The following is a 22,183-nucleotide window of genomic DNA, read 5'->3' on the forward strand; positions in this document are numbered from 1 at the left end:
CTAGAACTCGGGGACGGACTCCTGGGCCACGGCGGTGGCCTCCGCGAACTGCGTCCGGTAGAGCTCGGCGTAGCGGCCGCCGGCGGCCAGGAGCTCCGTGTGGGTTCCGCGTTCCACAATTTGACCGCCCTCGACCACCAGGATGGCGTCGGCCGCGCGGACGGTGGACAGCCGGTGGGCAATCACGACGGCGGTCCGCCCCTCGAGTGCGGCGCCCAGGGCTGCCTGCACGGCGGCTTCATTCGTGGAGTCCAGGGCAGCGGTGGCCTCGTCGAGGATGACGACGCGGGGCTGCGCGATCAGGAGCCGGGCAATGGTCAGCCGCTGGCGTTCGCCGCCGGAAAGCCGGTAGCCGCGCTCCCCCACCACCGTTTCCAGCCCGTCCGGCAGGGACCTGATCATCGTCTCCAGCCGTGCCTGCCGCAGCACGTCCCACATGTCCTCTTCGGTTGCGTCGGGCTTGGCCAGCCGAAGGTTGGACGCGATGGTTTCATGGAACAGGTGGCCGTCCTGGGTCACCATGCCCAGGGTGTCCCGCAGCGAATCGAAGGTGGCGTCCCGCACGTCCAGCCCCGTGCCCCGCGCAGTGCCGCCGAGACGCACTGCGCCGGAGTCGACGTCGTACAACCGCGACAGCAGCTGGGCGATGGTGGACTTGCCGGCGCCGGAGGAACCCACCAGCGCCACCGTCTGGCCCGGTTCCACCCGGAAGCTCACGCCGTGCAGCACTTCCTCGCCGCCGCGGGTGTCCAGGGTGGAGACTTCCTCCAGCGAGGCCAGCGAGACCTTATCCGCGGACGGGTAGGCGAAGCGGACGTTGTCGAATTCGACGGACACGGGGCCGGCAGGAACGGGCTTCGCGTCCGGCTTCTGCTGGATCAGCGGCTGCAGGTCCAGGATCTCGAAGACGCGTTCAAAGCTGACCAGGGCGCTCATGACTTCCACCCGGGCGTTGGACAGGGCCGTGAGCGGAGCGTAGAGCCGGGTCAGCAGCAGTGCCAGCACCACCACATCCCCGGGTGCCAGCTGGCCGCCCAGGGCAAGCCAGCCGCCCAGGCCGTACACCAGTGCCAGTGCAAGCGCGGACACCAGGGTCAGGGCCGTGACGAAGGTGAACTGCAGCATCGCCATGCGGACGCCGATGTCCCGGACGCGGCCAGCGCGGGCAGCGAATTCGCGGGATTCCTCGTCAGGCCGTCCGAACAACTTGACCAGGGTTGCGCCCGGCGCCGAGAACCGCTCGGTCATTTGGGTGCCCATGGCGGCGTTGTGCGCGGCAGCTTCCCGGCGCAGGTCAGCCAGCTTGGAGCCCATGCGCCGGGCCGGAATCAGGAAGATCGGCAGCAGCACCATGGCGAGGACGGTCACCAGCCACGACGTATTGAGCATCACGGCCAGCGTCAGGGCCAGCGCCACCGAGTTGCTCACCACCCCGGAAAGGGTTCCGGCGAAGGCGGACTGGGCGCCGATGACATCGTTGTTGAGGCGGCTGACCAGCGCGCCCGTGCGGGTCCGCGTGAAGAAGGCAATGGGCATCCGCTGCACGTGGTCGAACACCCGCGTGCGCAGGTCCACGATGACGCCTTCGCCGATGGTCGAGGACAGCCAGCGGGTCAAGAGCCCCACCCCGGCCTCACCGACGGCCACGATGGCGATCAGCACTGCCAGCCAGATGACCGTGTCAACGCCGGTCTTGGCGATGATGGCGTCAACCACCTTGCCGGCAAGCACCGGGGTGGCGACGGCCAGGAAGGCAGCCGCAATGGAGGAGAGCACAAAGGCGATGAGCTTGCCCTTGTGGGGGGCGGCAAAGGCCAGCACCCGCTTCAGGGTCTCTTTGGAAAATGGCTTCGAAGCGCTCTTTGCGGTGCTGATGTTGTAGAGCGAACTCCAGGCTACGCGGTCCATGCTCATGGCTGTTTCTCCTGGGTTGCAGTGTGGTGGAGTTCCTGGACCGTGCCGTTTTCCAGGTGCCACCGGTAGTCGAGTCGAACGTTTTCCAGCAGCCGGCGGTCGTGGGTGACCAGCAGCAGCGCTCCGTCGTAGCTTTCAAGGGCCTCTTCCAGCTGTTCTATGGCCGGCAGGTCGAGGTGGTTGGTGGGTTCGTCCAGCACCAGCAGGTTCACGCCGCGGGCCTGGAGCAGCGCCAGGGCCGCCCGCGTCCGCTCACCCGGTGACAGGGAATCCACGGTCCTCGACGTGTGGTCCGCCTTGAGGCCGAACTTGGCCAGGAGCGTGCGAACGTCGGCACTGTTCCAGTCCGCCAGCAGCGCTTCGACAGCGTCGCCCAGCGGCAGGGCGCCGTCCAGCAGCCCGCGGGCCTGGTCTATTTCGCCGACGGCGACGGAGGCACCCGTGGAGGCATCGCCGTCGTCCGGCGCCTGGGTGCCCAGCAGCAGGCGCAGGAGGGTGGATTTCCCGGCGCCGTTGGGGCCGGTGATGCCCACGCGCTCGCCGCCGTTGAGCTGGAGGCTGACCGGTCCCAGCGTGAAGTCGCCCTGGCGTGCCACGGCCTTGCGCAAGGTGGCGACGACGGCGCTGGAGCGCGGTGCCTGGCCGATGCTGAACTGGAGCTGCCATTCCTTCCGGGGCTCCTCCACCGCGTCCAGACGGGCGATCCGGGATTCCATCTGCCGGACCTTCTGGGCCTGCTTTTCGGAGGATTCGGTACTGGCGGCGCGCCGGATCTTGTCGTTGTCGGGGTTCTTCTTCATGGCATTGCGAACGCCCTGCGAACTCCACTCCCGCTGCGTCCGTGCCCGCGCGACCAGGTCTGCCTTGGTGGCGGCAAACTCCTCGTACTTCTCGCGGGCGTGCCGCCGCATCACGGCACGTTCCTCGAGGAAGGCGTCGTAGCCGCCGTCGTAGACAGCCACACTGTTCTGTGCCAGGTCAAGTTCGACGACGCGGGTCACACAGCGCGCCAGGAATTCGCGGTCATGGCTGACCAGCACCACGCCGCCGCGCAGCCCCGTTACGAAGTTCTCCAAGGTGGCCAGCCCCGCGAGGTCGAGGTCGTTGGTGGGCTCGTCCAGGAGCACCACATCGAAGCGGCTCAGCAGGAGGGCCGCCAGGGCCACCCGGGCGGCCTGGCCGCCCGAAAGACCCGTCATCAGCGCATCGGCGCCGGCGTCCAGCCCGAGGTCTGCCAGCACCGCCGGGACACGGTCGTCCAGGTCAGCGGCGCCGGAGGCCATCCAGCGGTCAAAGGCACGGGCGTAGGCGTCATCCGCCCCCGGAGCGCCGGAACCGAGTGCTTCCGCGGTGGACTCCATGTCGGCGGTCGCTTCCGCGCAGCCGGTCCGGCGGGCAATGTAGGCCGCCACTGTTTCGCCGGCAATGCGCTCGTGCTCCTGTGGCAGCCATCCAACGAAGGCATCGGACGGCGCAAGGTTGACCGAGCCCTGCTGGGGCTGGTCGACACCGGCCAGGAGGCGCAGCAGCGTCGATTTACCGGCACCGTTGGCACCCACCACGCCCACCACGTCGCCGGGGGCAACCGTCAGCGAGAGCCCGGAAAAGAGCACCCGGTGGCCGTGGCCACCGGAGATGTCCTTCGCAACAAGGGTTGCAGTCATCGAATCGTCCTTTCGCCGCTGCCCGGACAGCCGCCGACGGCCGGCAGAGGCGGCGAAAACCGGGCCGCGGCGCCGCTGGGGCTGCAGGACATAGAAGAACCCGCTGGTCCGGACTTGGGGGGTGTACGGACCAGCGGGCTCGACCATCAACTATAGGCGAAGGTGGACCATGGGCAAAATCGGCGGCACGGCCGGGGCGGGGACGGCACGGTAAAATCGTCCTCACCACCCGTTCTGCAGAGAGCACTCCATGACCCTTCCTGCCAAGGCGTTCCAGCGCTGGCTGCAAGGCATCGCGCCAGATGCCAGCACTGCAGACGTCTGCAGGGTCTCCGGAATCAAGCGGACCACGCTGGCCCAGCAGCTGGTCCGGGGCAAAGTCTCCGTGAGCACGGTGGTCAGCATCAGCCGCGCGTACAACATCAACCCCGTCGACGCACTGTCCGGGTTTGACGCCTACAGCGCCCTGGGAAGCCCGCCGCGTCCACCCACCCGCAGCGAGCTGGTCAGCCAGATTTCCACGCCGGACCTCCTGCGGGCGCTCCTGGCCCGCCCCGCAATGGACGCGGCCCGGGGAGCAGCCTCTCCCGCCCTCACTCCTGCCCCGCACGCCACCTCCGTGAAGAACTGGGTCGATGCCATAGACGACGGCGAGGTCCGGCACCGCGTGTCCGCCTCCACGGGAGTGGCGCCGCAAAACTATTCCGCCCAGTTGACCGCCAACCGGCTGTCCCCGGAGCTCGCCTTAGCGACGGCATTGGCGGCCGGAGTGGGACCCGCCGGCGGACTGGTGGCCACGGGAATCATTACGGAGGAGGAGGCCGGCTGGCCTCCCGGTGCCCGGCAGGCGGCGCTGGACAGCCTCACCGACGGAGAACTCACAGCCCTTGCTGGAGACCGGCTTCAGGCAATGGGCAAAGTACTGCGCCGCCAGGAGCAGGACCAAGCGCAGACAGAAAAAATTTGGGAGAACCTGGGATGATCGAAACCCTTCAATGGAGCACGCTGGCCATTTGCGCCCTTATTGCGGTGGCCCGCGTCCCCAGCACACTCAGAGGAGAAAACCGTTCCCTTTTCGGCATCTTTGCCTTGATGACCCTGGCCATCCTGTTGAGCATCCAGGGGCCGTACATCGTCATCGACCAGGCGCTGGGCGGGATCAACCTGGCCAACCTGTTGCTGCGCTTCGTCATTTTCGGCGCCATCTTCTTCATGGGTATCCGCGTTTCCAGGGGCTTCGGTGCCGGCAGTGCCTACCGTCTCATAACCGGAAGGGCCGGCATCATTGTCCTGCTCGCTGTCTCGGCTGTCGTGATTTCACTGTTCTTCTCCATGGACACCGCCGGGTCATCGGCAGGACTAAGCGCCATCTCGGGTAAGGATGCGCGTCATTTCGCGCTGGTTGAGTACTACGGTGCGGCTGGACGCGCCTATCCCGCCTTCGTCGCCCTGGTCCTCGTGCCGGCCATGGTGCGGGCAGTGCGGGAACGGCTGCCGGTCCTGGTACGCATCGCCGCTGCGTTACTGGCCCTGGGCGGAGTGGCGGTGACCCTTACGCTGCTCTTCCCTCTTATCCCGCCCAGCATCGGCCAGATAGAATTCATCATCAACTACACGGCCGTGCTGTGCTTCGTCGTCGGGCTGGCCCTGATCTGGGCCTCAAGGGTGGTTAACCGGCGGACTGCGGCACGGCGCAGGACATCTACCGAAATGTAACCTTCGTGCGCTTTCACAAAATCATTAGAATGTGAAACAATCATGAATGTGTGAAGGCGGGGCTGCCAAGCGTTTTCGAACGGGGATAAATTCCAAAGCGCCGGCCGCCCCGGGGGCCTTTGCACGCATTGGGGGGATGAGTGGTGGCGGATCGTTGGGGACCGCCCCCACTCAGCCTATTTAAGGACCCTGGCCCCTAAGGGACACTGATCCTATTTCCTGGTAAACCTCAATGTCACCAACTGGAACGGCCGGAGCGCGAGCTCGGCACCGGTATCTGCCGGAACAATTCCGGGCGCCTCGGCGGCACGCTCCAGGAGATCCGTCGGCACCACGCCATTGACAGGGAAGTTGGCTGTGAGAGTTCCCACGGACCGCTGCCCCAACGACTCATAGAGCCGGACCACCACATCGCCCGATCCGTCCTGGGCCAGCTTCACCGCTTCAATGACCAGGGCCGGATTGCTGACGGAGAAGAGCGGCTCCACCGCGGTGCCGCCGCTGACCAGCCGGGGCGCCAGATTGGTGCGGTACCCTTCCTGGACGGCGGCCGCAATGTCAGCACCTGGGCGGATGGTCACCGTCAACTCCTGGTGTCCGCGGTCGGCGTCGGGGTCGGGGAACTTAGGAGCCCGTAGCAGGGACAGGCGCACCGTAGTGGTGGTTCCGCCGTCGGATTCCCTGATGCTTCTGCCCACGTCGTGGCCGTATGTGGAGGAGTTGGCCACCGCCACCCCGTACCCGGGCTCCCCCACGTGGATCCACCGGTGGGCACAGATTTCGAACTTCGCGGCTTCCCAGGAGGTGTTGTTGTGGGTGGGCCTGAAGACGTGGCCGAACTGTGTTTCGGCAGCTGACCGGTCTGCCCGCACGTCGAGGGCAAAGCCGAGTTTCAGCAGCTTTTCGCGCTCCTGCCAGTCCACGGCCGTGGTGATTTCCAGTGACGGGCTGCCGGGGGCCAATGTGATGCGCTGGGTCAGCGGCGAGCTCCCTGCCAGCCGTTCCACCACCACCACGGCGCTGCCGTCTTCATTGGCCAGCCGGACCGACTCCGCGTGGACCAGCGGAGTGACATTGCGGCGGTAGAACTCGTCGATGTCCCAGGCATCCCATTCGTTGGGGGTGTCGCGGTGCAGTTCCAGCAGGTTGCCGCGCTGGCCAGGGGCGATGGCCTCTCGTCCGGTGGCGTAGTCACGCAGGGACGCGAGGAGTCCATCGGCGTCCACCTCGACCCGGATAATCCCGTTGTCCAGGATGTAGCCGCCGTGGTGTGGCGTGGCGAGCACCGGCCCAGGGAGCGGCGTTGGTTCCGCTGCCGCAAGGGCGGGGACTCCATTCCTTGCGTGCGGCGCAGCGTTAAGCAGGAACTGCCGGTCCCCGGAGCCCAGCATGGCGGCAGCTGCCTGGCTGATGATTGCTTCAAGCGCCTTTTCGATGGCCTGGTAGTTACGCTCGGCGTCCTGGTGGACCCAGGCAATGGAGCTGCCGGGAAGGATGTCGTGGAACTGCTGCAGCAGTACCAGTTGCCAGAGCCGCTTGAGCTCGGCATCCGGATAGTCGTATGCGCCGGCCGACCGGACTGCAGCCGTGGAACACCACAGTTCCGCTTCACGCAGCAGGTGCTCGCTGCGCCGGTTGCCCTTCTTGGTCCGCGCCTGGCTGGTGTACGTGCCGCGGTGCAACTCCAGGTACATTTCGCCCACCCAGACAGGCAGTGCCGGGTAGTCTTCCTCGGCCTGCCGGAAGAAACTCTCCGCAGAGCCGATCCTGACCCTGGGCGATCCCTCCAGATTCGCGGTGCGGGCAGCCGCCGCAAGCATTTCGCGGGTGGGTCCGCCGCCGCCGTCGCCATAGCCGAAGGGCACCAACGACACCGTCCCGCGGCCGTGGTCCCGGTAGTTGCGCTCGGCGTGGGCAAGGTCCCTGCCGCTGAGGTCCGAGTTGTAGCTGTCCACCGGCGGAAAGTGGGTGAACAGCCGGGTGCCGTCGATTCCCTCCCAATTAAAGGTGTGGTGCGGCATCCTGTTTGTCTGGTTCCAGGAGATCTTTTGGGTAAGGAACCAGCGGCTGCCCGCGGCTTTCACGATCTGGGGCAGGGCGGCACTGTATCCAAACGAGTCCGGGAGCCACGCCTCCCTGCACTCAATGCCGAACTCCGCCAGGAAGAAGCCCTTGCCCTCCACGAACTGCCGCGCCATGGCTTCGCCGCCGGGCATGTTGGTATCCGATTCCACCCACATGCCGCCGACGGGCACGAACTGGCCTGCCCGGACCTTTTCCCGGATCCGGCTGTACAGCTCCGGGTACAGCTCCTTGATCCATGCCAGCTGCTGCGCGGACGAACAGGAGAAGACGAAAGTCGGGTCTTCATCCATCAGTGCCACCACGTTGGAGAACGTCCGGGCGCATTTGCGGATGGTTTCACGGACCGGCCAGAGCCAGGCCGAGTCGATGTGGGCATGGCCCGTAGCAACCAGTTGATGCGCGGAAGCGTAGGCGGGGCGGGCAAGGACTTCGGCGAGCTCCTGCCGTCCTGCCGGCGCGGTCCCGGCAACATCGTCAGGGTCCATCACATCCATCATGCGTTCGAAGGCCCGGAGGATCTCATGGCGGCGGGGAAGCTCCAGGGGGAGTTGTTCCATGAGGCCGGCCAGCGTCCACACGTCCTGCTGGAGTTCCCACACGCACTGGTTGAGTTCAGCGATGGCGATGTTGCCCAGCCGGTACTGGGGTGCTCCCCCGGCGGTCGCCTTGTCTCCCAGCGGGGTGGCGGCAAAGGTCCAGCCTTGCGCCATGTCCGGGTTCGCGGCCGCCTCCACGTAGAAGTCCACGGCCATGCCGCCGCCCAGCAGCTTCAGGGGAATGTACTGGTTGCGGGGTGAGATGGCCTTGATGATGGTCCCGTCAGGCCGCCAGGCGATGCCCTCGCACTGAAACCCGGGCGCTTCGGTGGTGAACCCAAGATCCACCACCACCTCCACGGTGGTGTCCGGGCCGCCGCCCCAGGATTCCGGCACCTCCCCTTGCAGCCGGAGCCAGGTGGTCCCCCACGGCCGGCCCCAGGCGGCGCCGTGCTCCTGCGGCTGGAACTCCTGCCGCATCGCTTCGAGCGCGGGGACCGGTTCACCGGGGGCGTCCCAACTGCTCAGGGCAAGCGGGACCGTCCGGCTGTAGACGGCAGGGGCGATGCGCTCGCGCACAAACCTGGCCAGGCGGACTTCCGTGATCCTGCGGTCGTCATGCAAAATAAGTCCTCTTTAGGCTCGGGGCTGGATCATCGCGTCCATTCGATGGACAAATCTACCCTCCGGCAGCATTGCATCCAACCCCCTTGCCCGGGCAGCCACGTCCCAGCCGTGCATTGGCCCTCCTAGCCACTGGGCACGGCTGGTGCAGGGCGCAGGATCCGCGAGTCCCCGGCGTAGACGTTAAAGCTGGTGTGCCGGCTGAAACCCGCCAGCGTCAAGCCGTTCGCCTCGGCCAGTTCCACGGCAAGACTGGAAGGGGCACTCACGGCAGCCAGGACGGGAATGCCCGCAAGGGATGCTTTCTGGACCAGCTCGAAGGACGCCCTGCCAGATACCTGGAGGACGGTTCCGGTAAGAGGCAGGAGGCCCTCGCGCAGTGCCCAGCCCACCACTTTATCCACGGCATTGTGGCGTCCCACGTCCTCGCGCAGGCACAGGAGCTGCGGCTCCCCGTCGTCATCGATCCTGAACAGGCCGGCCGCGTGCACGCCGCCGGTGTCCTCGAAGACACGCTGGGACTTCCGCAGCATTCCCGGCAGGGCGGCCAGGACTTCCGCGTCCACAGTCAACGGGTCCGTCCGGGGGCTGAAGTGGGAGGACTTTTGGACAGCTTCGATGGAGTCCGTTCCACAGATGCCGCAGGAGCTGGACGTGTAGACGTGGCGGCCGGTGTCGGGAAGTGGCACATCCGGCCGCAGCTGGGCCTCCACCACGTTGAATGTCTGGACACCGTTCTCGTCCTCGCCGGCACAGAATCGCAGCGAAACCAGCTGTTCGGGGGCCCATATGACCCCCTCGGACACCAGAAATCCAGCCACCAGGTCAAAGTCGTCCCCCGGGGTTCGCATGGTGACCGAATAGGAAAGCTTTCCCAGCCGGATCTCCAGCGGTTCCTCGACGGCGAGGACGTCTTCGCGGTGGCGGACCGGGTATTCCAGGGCTCCCGGCGAACCGTCCAGGACATACTTGTGCACCTTGCGGCGCTGGGTTACGCGTCCCATGTTCCACCCTGCTTGTTCATTACTCCATCATGGCACCAACAGGGGCCGCCTCAGCCCAGGAGGGCGCTCCAGTCCACGGGTCCGCTGGGTGCCGGCTTACCCTTGGGCTGGCCTGTCCGTGCGGCGCTTCTTGGCTTGGCTTTGGCCGGGCCGTCCTGGGTAGGAGGTATTGGCGGCCCCCATGGCAGGGCGAACGCGGGCACCGGCTCGCCGAGCTGCACGCCGTGCGGTGGCACTACCAGCACACCGTCCGCGGCGGCGAGCCCGCGCATCATCCCTGGCCCCGTATGCTGCGCCGGGGACGCCATGCCGTACAGCAGCCGGAACGGCATCAGCCGGGTACGCCCGGGGTCCGGCTCGATCATGGTCCCGCACGGCACCTCCTCCACCGCCGGCATGGGACGGTGCCCCAGTGCGGCCAGCAGCGGGGCCCCCACAGTGGAAAGGGCCATCATGGCCGCGAGCGGGTTGCCGGGAAGCCCCAAAACGAAGCGTCCGTCGGGCAGTTCGGCGAGCACGGCGGGGTGGCCGGGCCGCATGGCCACGCCATCGATGATGAGCCGGCCGCCGAGTTCGGCCACTGCCCTGCGGAGGTGGTCCGTTCCCGAGCGCCCGGTGCCACCGGTAGTAATGACGACGTCGGCCGGCAGGTCCGGCGCGTCCGGCACCTCCGGCAGCACGTCCTCGAGCGCCGCAAGCCATTCGTCATAGGAGTCGCCGATCCGCTGCTGCCCGACGGGTATGCCGCCCAGCATGGCGACGACATCCGGCAGCTGCGGGCCGAAGGTGTCGCGCACCTGGCCCGGGGCCGGCGTGCCGTGTTCCACCACTTCGGACCCGGTCAGGACCAGGCGCACCACGGGCTTTCCCTGGACCTGCACATCGTCGTAGCCTGCCAGCGCGGCAAGTGCCAGGTGGGCGGGATTGAGCTCCGCCCCCGCCTTGACCAGGATGTCCCCTTCCAGGGCTTCCTCCCCGGCTTTCCTGATGTGCTCTCCCGCGCGGGGCTCGCCCGGGCGGGCCTTGCCTCCGGTCATCAGGAGTGGGAGTCCTTCATCGTCCTGGCCAAGGACTGCGCTCTCGGTGCGAAGCACTGCCTTGCCGCCTGCAGGGATCAGGCCGCCGGTGGCGATGGGGCTGGCCTGGTGCGGTGCCAGCCGGGTGCCGGGTTCCACCGGGATCCAGGGGCCGCTTCCGTTGACTACCCAGCCGTCCATGGCCGAGGACGCATAGTGGGGCATGTCCTGGAGGGCCACGATGTCCTGGTCCAGTTTGCGGCCCAACGCGATACGCAGTGCCACTGGTCCGGGAGGAATGGGGGTTGCGGCGTCGAACGCCGCCTGCCGGGCCTCTTCCCACGTGTGGGCAGCATGGTGCTGGCCCGCATGCCCTGCTTCCGCCGTCCCGGCTTGGACTGCGCCGGAGTCAGTGGTTCCGGGTTCAGTGGGTCCGGGTCCAGTGGGTCCGGGTCCAGTGGGTCCGGGTCCAGCTATGCCGGCCGGCCCTTCCGCTTCGCTGCCAGGTGGCGCTTCCGGATCGCTTTGGGGTTCCGCGGTCATTCGCCGGGAGTCCCGGCGGCAGCCTCGGCCTCGTAGTCCTTTGCCAGGGTGCGGGCAACGGCCAGGGCCGCATCCATTGATTCAGCGTCCATCTCCCTGCCGGGAGCCGAAGCCAGGCCCGCAGCGAACCCGGCGATGAAAGTGGTGAGCGGAGCGGCTGGCCGGACCACAGCATGGGCGGCGACGCCCGCAAGCGCCAGCACCGCGTTGACGTCCACCTGGACGTCCTCAAGCTTGTACGCCTGGAGAAGTGCCCTGCACCACTCTTCCAGTGTTTCGTCCTGGCTCTTCACGAATTGCCTCCCACGTTTGCTCCGCCCGTCTGCCGGTCCTGGCGTTCGCTCTGGTTCCCGGCGGCAATCCCCAGCGCGGCAGCGTCATCCCAGGTATCCACATCGGAGGTGGACCCGGCAGGGACTGTGACAAGCTGCACGTCCAGATTAGCAAGGAGCGACCTGACAGAGCCGTTGACCAGCGCCCCGCGGGCAGCGAGGTCCCTGCACGCCTTTGTTAACTCAGGCGTGCGGTAAAAACCCACCAGTGGCTGTGGGCGGTCGCCTTCGGCAGCCATGACATTTGCCGGGTCCGCCGCCGTGGACATCTGCAAAGCTTCCTGAAGCGCTGCCACCGCTTGGGATGCCAGCGGCATGTCGCAGGCCAGCACCAGGAGGTAGGGCGCACCCTCGCCGATGTCCGCCAGCGCATCCAGCCCGGCCGCTATGGCTGCCGCCGGGCCCGCGAAGTGCGGCTGCTCCCTGCAGCTCAGCAGGTTGGGAGGCCAGATTGGCAGGGAAGCCATCTCGCCCACAACTGCCACATGCCGGGCCCCCGCGGCGGCAGCGACAGCGCGTTCGAGGAGGGATTGGCCTTGGAAGACGAGCGACTGCTTGGGTACGCCGCCCAGCCGCGATGACCTCCCCCCGGCCAGGATCACGGCATCAAAGGCAAGCCCGTTCACTTCCACTCCCCCAGCCTAGCGACCGGCAGCGTAGGGGCCGCACTGCGGGTCAGAACGTCCGGCGCACCGGAGCATCACGGCAACTCAGGCAGCGCGGGGTGTCAGGCAGCGCGTTCCGGAAGCAGGAAGGGGTCCCAGGCCGGCGTGGGCTTCTCCAGTTCCTTGATCTGCCAGATGGTTCCGTGCGGCGGTTCGGGCACGAACCGCAGGGTCCATCCCATCTCGGCTGGAGTGTGGTCGCCCTTGACGTTGTTGCAGCGCAGGCAGGCGGCCACCAGGTTCTCCCACGAATCGGCACCGCCCCGGGACTTGGGGTGAACATGGTCAATGGTGTGCGCCGCTTTCCCGCAGTAGGCGCATTTATGCCCGTCGCGCCGGAGTACGCCCCTGCGGCTGACGGCCGTGGAGTGGTTGTACCGGGGCCGGATGTAGCGGTTGAGGAGGATCACGGACGGGCGGCCCAGAATGTCAGTAGGGCCCACCACGGGGTCGTCACCTTCGGCAACCACACTTGCCTTGCCCGTGAGCACAAGCACCAGCGCCCGGCGGAAAGTAATAACCGCCAGCGGTTCATATCCAGCATTCAGAACGAGAGTGCGCATGCACTTACCTCTTCACGGCCGCACCCGTCAGGGGCACGAGGGCCGGCTGCCCTCGGCATGTCCAGGCTATGGATCGACATCACAAGAGTAAACAAAGAAGTGCAGAATCGGGTAATCGCCACTCTGGAGCAGGACAACGGCTGGACACCGCGGGAGGGTCGGCCGCGGGCGGCGCGGGCCGATTAAGCGCGAAGGACCCCCACCGGGATGGCGGGGGTCCTTGGGGGCATTGCCTGGCCTGCGGCCGTTCAGGCCTGCCTTGGGATGCTTAGTTGACGCGGATGAACACGGGGCCGGAACCCACGTTTGCGCTGAAGACCACAGTCTGGTTTCCGTTGTAGCCGCCGTGGACTGCCATGCCGTTTCCGGCGTAGACAGCAATGTGGGCCATGCCCGCGCCGCCGTCAGCGTAGTAGATCAGGTCGCCCGGCTGCGCTTCGGCTGCACTCACGGTGCGGCCCAGGGACAGGTAGCCGGCGGGCCAGTCATGGAAGTGGATGCCGACGGCGGCCAGCGAGTTGGTGACCAGCATGGTGCAGTCCTGCATAACGCCGAGCTGGGCGTAGGCGGCCGAGAGGATTGCAGCGCCCTTGCCGCTGGCGGAAGCCTGGGCAGCGGGAGCGGCCGGAGCAGCAGCGGTGGCAACCTTGGCGGTGACCTTGGGAGCCGCAACGGGCTCGGCGGCAGGAGCAGCTTCCTGCACCTCGACCTGGGGCTCAGGCTCGGCGACGGGAGCCGGCGTGGTGGTGACAGCGGGCTTCTCGTAGCTGATGGCGATGGTGGAAGCCGCGGAAATCGGGGCGTCGATTGCGGATTCAACTTCCAGTGCGGACGCCGGAGCGGAATCACGCTTGACGTTGGCGTCGGCAGCGTTGGCCGCGATGCCGCTGGTCAGGACCAGGCCGGAAGCGGCAGCGATAACCGCAGCCTGGCGGCCCATGCCGCCTGCGTTGTCGCTGACGGCCTTTGCAATAACAGCGATCGAGTTGGTTTTGGTGACCTCGGCGCGATGCCGTGCGGTGGCACGAGTCGTCATCAGTTCTCTCTTTCGTTTTTCCCTCAAACCGCTTGTAGGCAGGCGAAGGTTGTTGGACGCGCCGGCATCTTGGGGGTACGTCGGCGCGTCCCGAACGGGGATGTGGTTTCTAGCGAAAAAGCCTTGGGCAAAGAAATAGCCCTTGGAGCGTTAAGCCCAAGAACTAGTTGCCGTAGTGGTAGTACGAGGAGGTGCCAGTGGCTGCAGGCGAGTGGAGCAGCGTGCCCTGGGAGGGGTTGAGTGCGCTGATCATCATGCCGTTGCCGACGTAGATGCCGACGTGCGCGCCACCGTTCTGGACAACCAGGTCACCCGGCTGCGGGGTGGAGGTGGGAGTCATGATGCTCCACGCATTGGTGCGGGGGATGCTGATTCCGGCCTGGGCGTAAACCCACTGCACGAACCCGGAGCAGTCCCAGCCGGTGACCGGGCTGGTGCCGCCCCACACGTAGGAGTGGCCGATGCCGGTGTAGGCGATGGCAGCGATGCCCGAGGTTGCCGCAGCGGATACGGTCTCCGCCGTCTTGGCGGCCGGAGACGCCTCCTGGCCTGTGGTGGTGGCGCGGTTCGCCGATGCCGTGGACTGGGTACGCACCGCTTCCACCTTCGGAGCAGCGGTGGTCTTGACGACCGGACGCTCGAAGGACACCGTGGCCGTGGGTGCGGCCGTGACAGCGAGGGCTGCCTGGGACGAGCCGGACTCGGTGGAGGCAGAGACACCGGCCGTGGTGTCAGCTGCCGTGGCGGGCAGGCCCATGCTCAGGATGAGGCCGGAAGCCGCTGCCACAACGGCAGCCTGGCGGCCTACGGTCCCGGCATTTGCACTGACGGCCTTGGACATGGCGTCCAGGGGGTTGGTGCGAACCGTTTGCGCACGGTGGCGCGCAGAATGATGGCGTGAAGACACGAAGGTAGCCTCTCCCAATGCCTGCGAGGTGAGCTGTCGGATTCGGATGGGAGTCACCCGGCCACGCTGCTTCCTGGGAAGCTTGTGACTTAACCCCAAGGCCTTCTGAACATGAAGGCCAAAATTGGTTCCCCCGCCCCTGCCAGACGATGAAATGCGAACGGACCTTGAGCGGTGGCAGAGTTAGGCAATCCACTCAAGAGCGTCAACTTCGGAAAAGTTGACGCGAGTTAGACGGTACAGCAGTTTTGCTTCAATGTCACATTCAGGTCACGGCGCGTCGCGGACATGTGAGAGCGGGCAACCATTTGGTTACAGCCAGCCCATGGGATCGACAACTTCGCCATTGACCTGCACCTCGAAGTGGAGGTGGCAGCCGGTGGATGCGCCCGTGGTACCGCTCAGTGCCACCACGTCCCCGCGGGAGACGGTCTGGCCCACCTTGACGTTGAAGGACGAGAGATGGTTGTAGGTGGTCTCCAGCCCGTTGCCGTGGTCAATGACCACGCGGTTTCCGCCACCGAACTGGTGCCAGCCGGCAAAGGTCACGGTACCTGTCGCGGCGGCCAGGACCGAGGTCCCGCACTGCGCCACGAAGTCCTGGCCCCGGTGGAAGTCTCCGGAGCCTCCGGTGATGGGACTGACCCGGTAGCCGAAGGGGGAAGCGGTGGTGAGGGAGGCGAGGGGTGCAGCCAGGGTGCCGGCCGAAGCGGCACGCGTGACGGAGCCGGCGGACTGGGCGCTCAGGAGTTGCTTCAGCTTCCCGTCCGGGTCGGCCTGGGTCACCACGGCCGACCGGCTGAAGTCGATCTGTGCTCCGACATCGGCCGAGATCTGGGGCTGGGGGCTGACGGCGGACGCGGCCATGGGGGCACTGCCGGCGGTATCCGTGGCCATGACGGGACTCGTGGCGGGCACCGTGACCGTCAGCACCAGGCCTGTGGCGGCAAGGGCAATGCCGGCTTTTTGGCCAATACCGCTGGCGGCGGCAAACTCCGTCATCTGCCGGAAGGGACCCCGGCGGCGGCGCGCGTCACGATGCAGGTCGCGGGGGCGCTCCGCTGCGACAACTTCGGCAACCCGGGGTGCCGAAGGGGGGCCGGCCGCGCGGCGGCGGCCCCGGGAGGTCTGCATGGTCAAGAAGGGTTCCTCTCTGGAAGAAGCCTGCGGAGTTAGCTGTCGGATTCGGGTCAGAGAGATCAAAGACCCGGTCCGCCTTAGGCAAGCTTCTGCACAGGGGGTATTCCCGGAAGAATCCTTCACTGGAGAGGCTTGCTGCTGACGGACTTCACCCCAAGGCAGTCCCCCGCTGCCGCTTGTGGTTCCCCCGCCTCTGCCAGTAACGACTCGTGCACCTGGCCCGCTGGCAGAGCTCGGCTCCGGATCAGGTAACGCTTATGTATCAACGCTTGGTTCCACTATAGGGGCTTAAGACCCTAGGTAACAATTCCGTTACCTTTGCGTGGTTGCCCCTCCGTGGGGTATGGGCGCCCCGATCAGGGCTGGCTGATGGCCACGAAGACGTGGGCGGCAACCTCGGGCGGCAGCTCCAATGCGCCTTCGATTCCGGGGACCCGCACGGAGATGTATTCGCCCACGCGTTCCAGCGCCACGGCGGCACCCGGCCGGATACCGCCCTCGTCCAGCTGCGCCAGCAGTTCCGGTTCCACCTGGATCGGCTCCGCCAGGCGGCTGATGGTCACTCCGGAGGCGGGCCCGTAATTCTTCATCGCTTCCACCAGGCTGATGGCGCCGTCGGCAAAGCCGGGCCCCGCCTGGCCGCCCAGCGCCGCAAGGCCAGGAATGGGGTTGCCGTACGGCGACTCGGTGGGGTGGTCCAGCATCTCGTAGATGCGGCGCTCCACGCGCTCGCTCATGACATGTTCCCAGCGGCAGGCTTCGTCGTGGACGTAGGCCCAGTCCAGGCCAATGACGTCTGCCAGCAGGCGTTCGGCCAGCCGGTGCTTGCGCATGACCTCCGTGGCGCGCTTGCGGCCCGTGTCCGTGAGTTCCAGGTGCCGGTCGCCGGACACCACCACCAGCCCGTCCCGCTCCATGCGGCCGATGGTCTGGGAAACGGTGGGACCGGAGTGGCGCAGACGCTCGGCGATACGGGCCCGAAGGGCAACGATGTTTTCTTCCTCAAGCTCCAGAATGGTCCTGAGGTACATCTCCGTAGTGTCGATCAGATCCGTCATCCAGCTCAGCTCCTCGAGCGCAGTACCTTGCGTTGTCCCACCGTATCGCCTCTTCGCGCAAAGTAGTCCGGGGGAAAGCTTAGCCTATTTTGACTTTGTCCGAATAGCCGCGCCCCGAGGGGCTGCGCGGGGACGGCACGTCTCACTGTCCGGACTATGACGGGCCTGGCTCCCGCCCCCGGCGGCGGTTCAGGCAGAATGGGAATGGCCCGCAGCGCAGCCACCGGCGCTGCCGGCCACCGACCGCCCGCCCTTCCGGACCAAACTTTTGTCCCCGCCGAATTGGAGCACCTGTGAGCGACACCAGCATCACGATCCCCGCCGACCTCCTGCCCCAGGACGGGCGGTTCGGAGCCGGCCCGTCAAAGGTCCGGCAGGAGCAGATCGACGCGCTGGCAGCAGCTTCCAAGACGATCCTTGGCACATCGCACCGGCAGGCCCCGGTCAAGAACCTGGTCGGAGCGGTCCGTGAAGGGCTGAGCCAGTTCTTCCGCGCCCCGGAAGGCTACGAGGTGGTCCTCGGCGTCGGCGGCTCCACGGCTTTCTGGGACATCGCGAGCTTCGGCCTCGTGGAGAAGAAGGCCCAGCACCTGTCCTTCGGTGAGTTCGGGTCCAAGTTCGCCGCCGCCACCAACAAGGCGCCCTTCCTGGAAGCCTCCTCCATCATCAAGTCCGAGCCCGGCACCCGGCCCGCAGCCAAGGCCGAGGCCGGCGTGGACGTCTACGCCTGGCCGCAGAACGAGACCTCCACCGGCGTCGCCGCCCCCGTCAAGCGGGTAGCCGGAGCCGACGAGGGATCACTGGTCCTCGTGGACGCCACATCGGCGGCCGGCGGACTGGACGTGGACGTTGCCGAGAGCGATGTCTACTACTTCGCCCCGCAGAAGAACTTTGCCTCCGACGGCGGCCTCTGGCTTGGCCTGTTCTCCCCCGCAGCGCTGGAACGCGCCGCGCGCATCAAGGCCAGCGGCCGCTGGATCCCGGATTTCCTGGACCTGCAGACCGCGATCGATAACTCCCGCCTGAACCAGACCTACAACACCCCGTCGCTGTCCACGCTGGTGACGCTGAATGCCCAGGTCCAGTGGCTGAACTCCAACGGCGGCCTGGACTTCGCGGCTGCACGGACGGCCGATTCAGCCGGCCGCATCTACAGCTGGGCGGAAGCGTCCGGCTTCGCCACCCCGTTCGTGGCCAAGCCCGAGGAACGCTCCAACGTGATCGCCACGATCGACTTCGACGAATCGATTGATGCCGCCACCGTGGCCAAGGTCCTGCGCGCCAACGGCATCGTGGACACCGAGCCTTACCGGAAGCTGGGCCGCAACCAGCTGCGCATCGCCACCTTCGTGGCCATCGAGCCCAGCGACGTCTCCGCCCTGCTGGCCAGCATCGACTACGTGGTGGGCGAGCTGCGCAAGTAACCACAGTTAAAGCACGACGGCGCCGCCCGGGTTTCCCCGGACGGCGCCGTTTGTTTGTGGTCAGGAAGTCCTTGTTTCGGCGTCAGGCTCCGCGCCGTCGTCGGCCGGCCCTTCATCCCCGGGTTCCCGCTCCGCTGCCGGAAGCCCATCCGGGGTCCCCTGCCCGGGCTCCTGCTGTTCCGGTTCCTGCTGTTCCGGCTCCTGCTGCTGTTCGTCCTCGGGACGGACGCGTTCGGCCCACGGCACCCACTCCGGGGCCAGGACGGAGTCCCCGGACGGCAGCAGGCCCAACTCGTTGACCGTGACCACCTTGGAGCGCGAGTTACGGGTCAGTACCGCATACCACTGCCAGCCCACATAGCCGGGCAGCCGGGATTCGAACAGGTGCGTGACCAGCCGGTCGCCCTCGCTCTTGGCTGCCAGGTGCGGCCCGATGGTGCCGGCCGGGGTGATGCCCTCCACTGCAGCCCGGGCGGTGTCCACCGCCGCGGCCAGGAAAGCATCGGGCTTGCCCGTGCGCCACACGGGCACGCCTGCCTTGCGCTTGGGCTGGGTCTTGGCAGCCTGCTCCTGCACTGGCGTGCCCGGCTGATCAGGTTGGGGGTCCATGGGCAGCCTAAACGTCCAGCTCGTCGGCAACCTTACGCAGGGCGGCAGCAATGGCCTTGCCCTTGTTGCCGTCCGGGTACTTGCCCTTGGACAAGGTTCCGGACAGGTTGTCCAGGACGGTCACCAGGTCCTGAACCAGCGGGGCGAGGTCCTTCGCGCTGGGGCGCTTGGCCTTGGCGATGGACGGGGTCTTGTCCAGCACCCGCAAGCCCAGGGCCTGGGCGCCCTTGCGGCCGTCCGCAACCCCGAACTCCACCCGGGTGCCCGCTTTCAGTTCCGTCACGCCCTCGGGCAGCGACGACTTGGGCAGGAAGACCTCCTGGCCGTCTTCGCCCGCGAGGAACCCAAAGCCCTTGTCCTTGTCATACCACTTGACCTTGCCGGTAGGCACGTAATCAACCTTCTTCGTTCTGCTGTCATGAGACACGGCCGGCTGCCACCGCGTCCGCATTGTTGTGCGGGTTCAAGGTATGGCCAGCGCAAACCGTGTTGGTCTGTATCCTTCAAGGTTATCCTGCCGCGTGCCCTAATCACGCTTCGGGCCGCACCGTTCCGCCCCGGGCGCAAGCTCCCGGTGCTTTCACTTGCGGCGCTGCTGCCGCTGTAGCGTTACGTCCATGACTCCCTTGCGTTACCGGCGGCCGCTGATGGTCCTCGCCGCTGTTATGGCCGTGCTTTCCCTCATTGCTGTGGGAACTGTGATGGCGCTTGCCTTCGCCGACACGGTCGCCCCCGCCTGGGTCACCTACTCGGCCCTTTACGGCCTGCCGGCGGCCTTCATCCTGATGCTCCTGGTGGTCCTGGACGGCGTTGCCGCCAGGCGGCGGGCGGGGAAGCGGGAGCCGCGGTAACGTTGGACTGATGTCCCTCATTCGAGCGCTCGGCAAGGACCTGGAGGCGCGCAGCGACGACTCGTTGCGCGCGTTGTTCGCCGCGCGGCCGGACCTCATTTCCCCCTCTGTTCCAGACTTCGCCGCACTGGCGGCGCGTGCCAGTTCACGGGTCAGCGTCCAGCGTGCGCTGGAGCGCCTCACCCGGCCGCAGATGCAGGTGCTTGAGACCCTCCATCTGTGCACCAACACGGACACCGGGCACAGCGCCTCGGCGGAGGGCCTGCACCAGTTGATCCGGGGTTCATCCCTGGCCGTCATCGAACAGATCATGGACACCCTGCAGGAACTCGCTTTGGCGCATCCTGCGGTCCCCCCGCATGGCGCCCACGCCCAGGCTGCCGGGCACCACTACTACCTCCCCGTCGGCTCCCTCAAGGATGTGGTGGGAATCTATCCCGCCGGGCTGGGCCGCAGCTACACGGAGCTGGTCCGCCTGCAGCCGGCCTTCGCCCAGCGGGTGGTCCAGCTGGTCTCCGAACTGCACCGCGGCGGATTCGCGATCCACGATGCCAGCACGCCCATGGAGGCGGCGCTGGCGCTCCAGCATTGGACCTCCTCCCCCGAGGCACTGCGGGACATCCTCGCCAACGCCCCGGAACGGACGACGGCGTTGCTCGCCAGGTTCCGCAACTGGGCCATGGGTGCCGTCCCCCAGGCGCAACGGAAAGCGTCGGTCACCACGGAGGGTGCCGACGTCGGGCCCGTGGACTGGCTCCTTGCGCGCGGGCTGCTGGTTCCGCTGGATGCCGCCCATGTGGAGTTGCCGCACAGCGTGGGGCTGGCCCTGCGCGGCGGGGCGATCATCGACGACTTCACCCTGTCCCCGCCGGTCCCGGAGCTTGGCCGGACCACCGCGGCGCTGCGCAGGAATGCAGCGCTCAGCGCCATCTCTGAAACCCTGCGGCTGGTCTCCGAACTGCTGCATGCCGTCAGGGAGAACCCGCTGGCCACGCTGCGCAGCGGAGGCGTGGGGATACGCGAGATGCGCCGCCTGTCCGACCAGCTGCGCGTCGACCAGGGCGTGACGGGCCGGCTGCTGGAGCTGTGCGGCCTGGCGGGCCTGATCCGCCTCGACGTCGACTCGTCCTCATGGGTGCAGCCGCCGCAGCTGGAATGGCTGGTGCTGCCGAGGCAGGAACAATGGCTGTGGCTGGTCAACGCCTGGCTGGCCAGCGAGCGCGTGCCATCTATGGTGGGCCAGCCCATGAACACGGCAGCGGCAGCACCATCCCGGGGACCGTCAGGAGCCACCATCCCGGCGTTGTCCGCCGGTGCGCAGCGGCCTGACGCCCCGGTGGTCCGCAAGCGCATCCTGGAGATCCTGCACGAACTCACGCTCGAAGCTGCAGGACCGGACGGCACCGTGCCCGTGCTGGATGCCGCCGCGGTCCTGCAGCGTGCGGAATGGTCACAGCCGCGGATGGCCCGGCGGTTCAGTTCCCTCATCCGGGGAGTCCTCGCCGAGGCGGAGATGCTGGGCCTGGTGGGCTCAGGTGCGCTGAGCCAACTCGGAAGCGCGTTCGCCGAAGACCAGCCCGATGCTGCCCTTGCCATCCTTGGCGAGCACCTGCCGGCAGCCCTGAACCATGTGCTGTTGCAGGCAGACCTGACCGCCGTTGCCCCCGGCTACCTCGCTCCCGCCCTGACCGAAAAGCTCCTGGTCATGGCGGACGCCGAGGGGCAGGGCCCGGCCACCATCTACCGCTTCTCGTCGACGTCCATCAAACGGGCACTCGATGAGGGCTACGACGCCGCAGGCCTGCTGGCGTTTCTCCGGGAACACTCCGCCACCGCTGTCCCCCAGCCGCTGGAGTACCTGGTGGAGGACACGGCCTCCCGGCACGGCCAGCTCCGGGTGGGCCAGGCCGCAAGCTTTGTCCAGAGCGATGATGAAGCCGCACTCCGCGAGTTGCTGGGGGGGCCCAAAGCGGCGCAGCTCGGCCTGGCCCGCCTTTCCCCCACGGTCCTCACGTCGTCGGCACCGCCCCGCGAACTCGCCGCCGCACTTCGGAGCCTGGGCCTGTCCCCTTCTGTGGACGGCGTCGAACCCGCCGCCCACGTCCGCCGGTCTTCCGTACCGCAGGAAAGCCTGCGTCCCGTCTATACCGCCCCGCGGATGGCGCCCGCGGCGGAGGAGGTTGACGCCCAGCTGGACGTCCTGCGGCGGCCGGGCCCCGCCGTCGGACACCACCCCGGTACCGCCGCCGGCGGCGAGGCAGCAACCCAGCTGGGGCTTGAGGCACTGCAACGGGCCATCCGGCTGAAGCAGCGGATCCACATGAACGTGGTGGACAATCTGGGGAATGCAAGCCTGGAAATTGTTGTTCCGCTTTCTGTGAGCGGGGGCCGGGTCCGCGTGTTCGATCCTGCCAAGGACACCGAGCGGGTCCTGTCCGTCCATCGCATCATCGACATTGAGGCCGCAGAGGAACTGCGCCAGTAAAGGATTCCCCG

General features: G+C 67.2%; 19 protein-coding genes and 2 riboswitches. Of the genes, 5 read left to right on the plus strand and 14 right to left on the minus strand.

Translation table 11 applies throughout. The annotated features are described in order from the left end of the window. Both ASG79_RS05540 and ASG79_RS05545 read right to left on the minus strand, forming a co-directional pair. Entirely contained in the window at positions 1–1,914 is a 1,914-nt protein-coding gene (locus ASG79_RS05540) for an ABC transporter ATP-binding protein (protein ID WP_018769563.1), read from the minus strand. After that, positions 1,911–3,578, minus strand: coding sequence for an ABC-F family ATP-binding cassette domain-containing protein (locus tag ASG79_RS05545; RefSeq protein ID WP_056389119.1), 1,668 nt, complete (start codon positions 3,576–3,578; stop codon positions 1,911–1,913). The genes ASG79_RS05540 and ASG79_RS05545 overlap by 4 nt, the downstream gene beginning before the upstream one ends. Before the next feature lie 250 nt (positions 3,579–3,828). Between ASG79_RS05545 and ASG79_RS05550 the strand changes: the two genes are divergently transcribed. Both ASG79_RS05550 and ASG79_RS05555 read left to right on the plus strand, forming a co-directional pair. Continuing rightward, entirely contained in the window at positions 3,829–4,560 is a 732-nt protein-coding gene (locus ASG79_RS05550; RefSeq protein WP_056389121.1) for a hypothetical protein, read from the plus strand. Next, a complete protein-coding gene (locus ASG79_RS05555) occupies positions 4,557–5,294 on the plus strand; it encodes a hypothetical protein (RefSeq protein ID WP_056389124.1) in 738 nt (245 codons plus the stop codon). Before ASG79_RS05550 ends, ASG79_RS05555 begins: the two co-directional genes overlap by 4 nt. A gap of 212 nt (positions 5,295–5,506) precedes the next feature. On the opposite strand, the gene ASG79_RS05560 is transcribed toward ASG79_RS05555, so the two are convergent. From ASG79_RS05560 to ASG79_RS05605, 10 genes are all read right to left on the minus strand, one after another. Then, complete coding sequence (locus ASG79_RS05560; RefSeq protein ID WP_056389126.1) at positions 5,507–8,539, minus strand: alpha-mannosidase; 3,033 nt, start codon at positions 8,537–8,539, stop codon at positions 5,507–5,509. Between the two features lie 125 nt (positions 8,540–8,664). Beyond that, positions 8,665–9,543: a formate dehydrogenase accessory sulfurtransferase FdhD gene (gene fdhD, locus ASG79_RS05565; RefSeq protein WP_056389129.1), complete on the minus strand. Its 879-nt coding sequence runs from the start codon at positions 9,541–9,543 to the stop codon at positions 8,665–8,667. A 50-nt stretch (positions 9,544–9,593) separates the two neighbouring features. Continuing rightward, positions 9,594–11,102, minus strand: a complete 1,509-nt coding sequence (locus ASG79_RS05570; RefSeq protein WP_056389132.1) for a molybdopterin molybdotransferase MoeA — start codon at positions 11,100–11,102, stop codon at positions 9,594–9,596. Then, positions 11,099–11,395 carry a DUF6457 domain-containing protein gene (locus ASG79_RS24020; protein ID WP_018769556.1) on the minus strand — a complete coding sequence of 99 codons (297 nt, stop codon included), beginning with the start codon at positions 11,393–11,395 and terminating at the stop codon, positions 11,099–11,101. Before ASG79_RS24020 ends, ASG79_RS05570 begins: the two co-directional genes overlap by 4 nt. Next, positions 11,392–12,066 (minus strand): molybdenum cofactor guanylyltransferase, encoded by a 675-nt coding sequence (locus ASG79_RS05580; RefSeq protein ID WP_056389135.1) that lies wholly within the window; start codon positions 12,064–12,066, stop codon positions 11,392–11,394. Before ASG79_RS05580 ends, ASG79_RS24020 begins: the two co-directional genes overlap by 4 nt. A 95-nt stretch (positions 12,067–12,161) precedes the next feature. After that, positions 12,162–12,662: an HNH endonuclease gene (locus tag ASG79_RS05585; protein ID WP_018769554.1), complete on the minus strand. Its 501-nt coding sequence runs from the start codon at positions 12,660–12,662 to the stop codon at positions 12,162–12,164. Between the two features lie 268 nt (positions 12,663–12,930). Then, the gene (locus tag ASG79_RS05590) at positions 12,931–13,698 is read right to left on the minus strand and encodes an NlpC/P60 family protein (protein ID WP_018769553.1); all 768 of its coding nucleotides are present in this window, start codon (positions 13,696–13,698) and stop codon (positions 12,931–12,933) included. A 163-nt stretch (positions 13,699–13,861) separates the two neighbouring features. Continuing rightward, positions 13,862–14,539 (minus strand): C40 family peptidase, encoded by a 678-nt coding sequence (locus ASG79_RS05595; RefSeq protein WP_018769552.1) that lies wholly within the window; start codon positions 14,537–14,539, stop codon positions 13,862–13,864. Between the two features lie 70 nt (positions 14,540–14,609). Further along, a riboswitch (cyclic di-AMP (ydaO/yuaA leader) is annotated at positions 14,610–14,805 on the minus strand. A 112-nt stretch (positions 14,806–14,917) separates the two neighbouring features. Further along, a complete protein-coding gene (locus ASG79_RS05600; protein ID WP_082581687.1) occupies positions 14,918–15,739 on the minus strand; it encodes a M23 family metallopeptidase in 822 nt (273 codons plus the stop codon). 10 nt (positions 15,740–15,749) lie between these two features. Beyond that, positions 15,750–15,994: riboswitch (cyclic di-AMP (ydaO/yuaA leader) on the minus strand. A 107-nt stretch (positions 15,995–16,101) separates the two neighbouring features. Further along, positions 16,102–16,803, minus strand: a complete 702-nt coding sequence (locus ASG79_RS05605; RefSeq protein WP_018769550.1) for a metal-dependent transcriptional regulator — start codon at positions 16,801–16,803, stop codon at positions 16,102–16,104. 293 nt (positions 16,804–17,096) lie between these two features. Between ASG79_RS05605 and serC the strand changes: the two genes are divergently transcribed. Then, positions 17,097–18,227 (plus strand): phosphoserine transaminase, encoded by a 1,131-nt coding sequence (gene serC / locus ASG79_RS05610; protein WP_056389141.1) that lies wholly within the window; start codon positions 17,097–17,099, stop codon positions 18,225–18,227. A gap of 60 nt (positions 18,228–18,287) precedes the next feature. Here the strand turns inward: serC and ASG79_RS05615 are convergent, their stop codons facing one another. Both ASG79_RS05615 and ASG79_RS05620 read right to left on the minus strand, forming a co-directional pair. Continuing rightward, positions 18,288–18,836, minus strand: coding sequence for a DUF3027 domain-containing protein (locus ASG79_RS05615; protein WP_056389144.1), 549 nt, complete (start codon positions 18,834–18,836; stop codon positions 18,288–18,290). Between the two features lie 7 nt (positions 18,837–18,843). Beyond that, on the minus strand, positions 18,844–19,227 hold the full coding sequence (locus ASG79_RS05620; RefSeq protein WP_018762148.1) for a cold-shock protein: 384 nt from the start codon (positions 19,225–19,227) through the stop codon (positions 18,844–18,846). 226 nt (positions 19,228–19,453) lie between these two features. Here ASG79_RS05620 and ASG79_RS05625 point away from each other — a divergent pair, with 226 nt between their 5' ends. Together ASG79_RS05625 and ASG79_RS05630 are read left to right on the plus strand one after the other, a co-directional pair. Then, entirely contained in the window at positions 19,454–19,687 is a 234-nt protein-coding gene (locus tag ASG79_RS05625; protein ID WP_056389147.1) for a hypothetical protein, read from the plus strand. Positions 19,688–19,697: 10 nt separating this feature from the next. Next, a complete protein-coding gene (locus tag ASG79_RS05630; RefSeq protein WP_056389150.1) occupies positions 19,698–22,172 on the plus strand; it encodes a helicase-associated domain-containing protein in 2,475 nt (824 codons plus the stop codon). Positions 22,173–22,183: the final 11 nt, after the last annotated feature.

The organism is Arthrobacter sp. Soil761 (assembly GCF_001428325.1).
Taxonomy (GTDB): domain Bacteria; phylum Actinomycetota; class Actinomycetes; order Actinomycetales; family Micrococcaceae; genus Arthrobacter.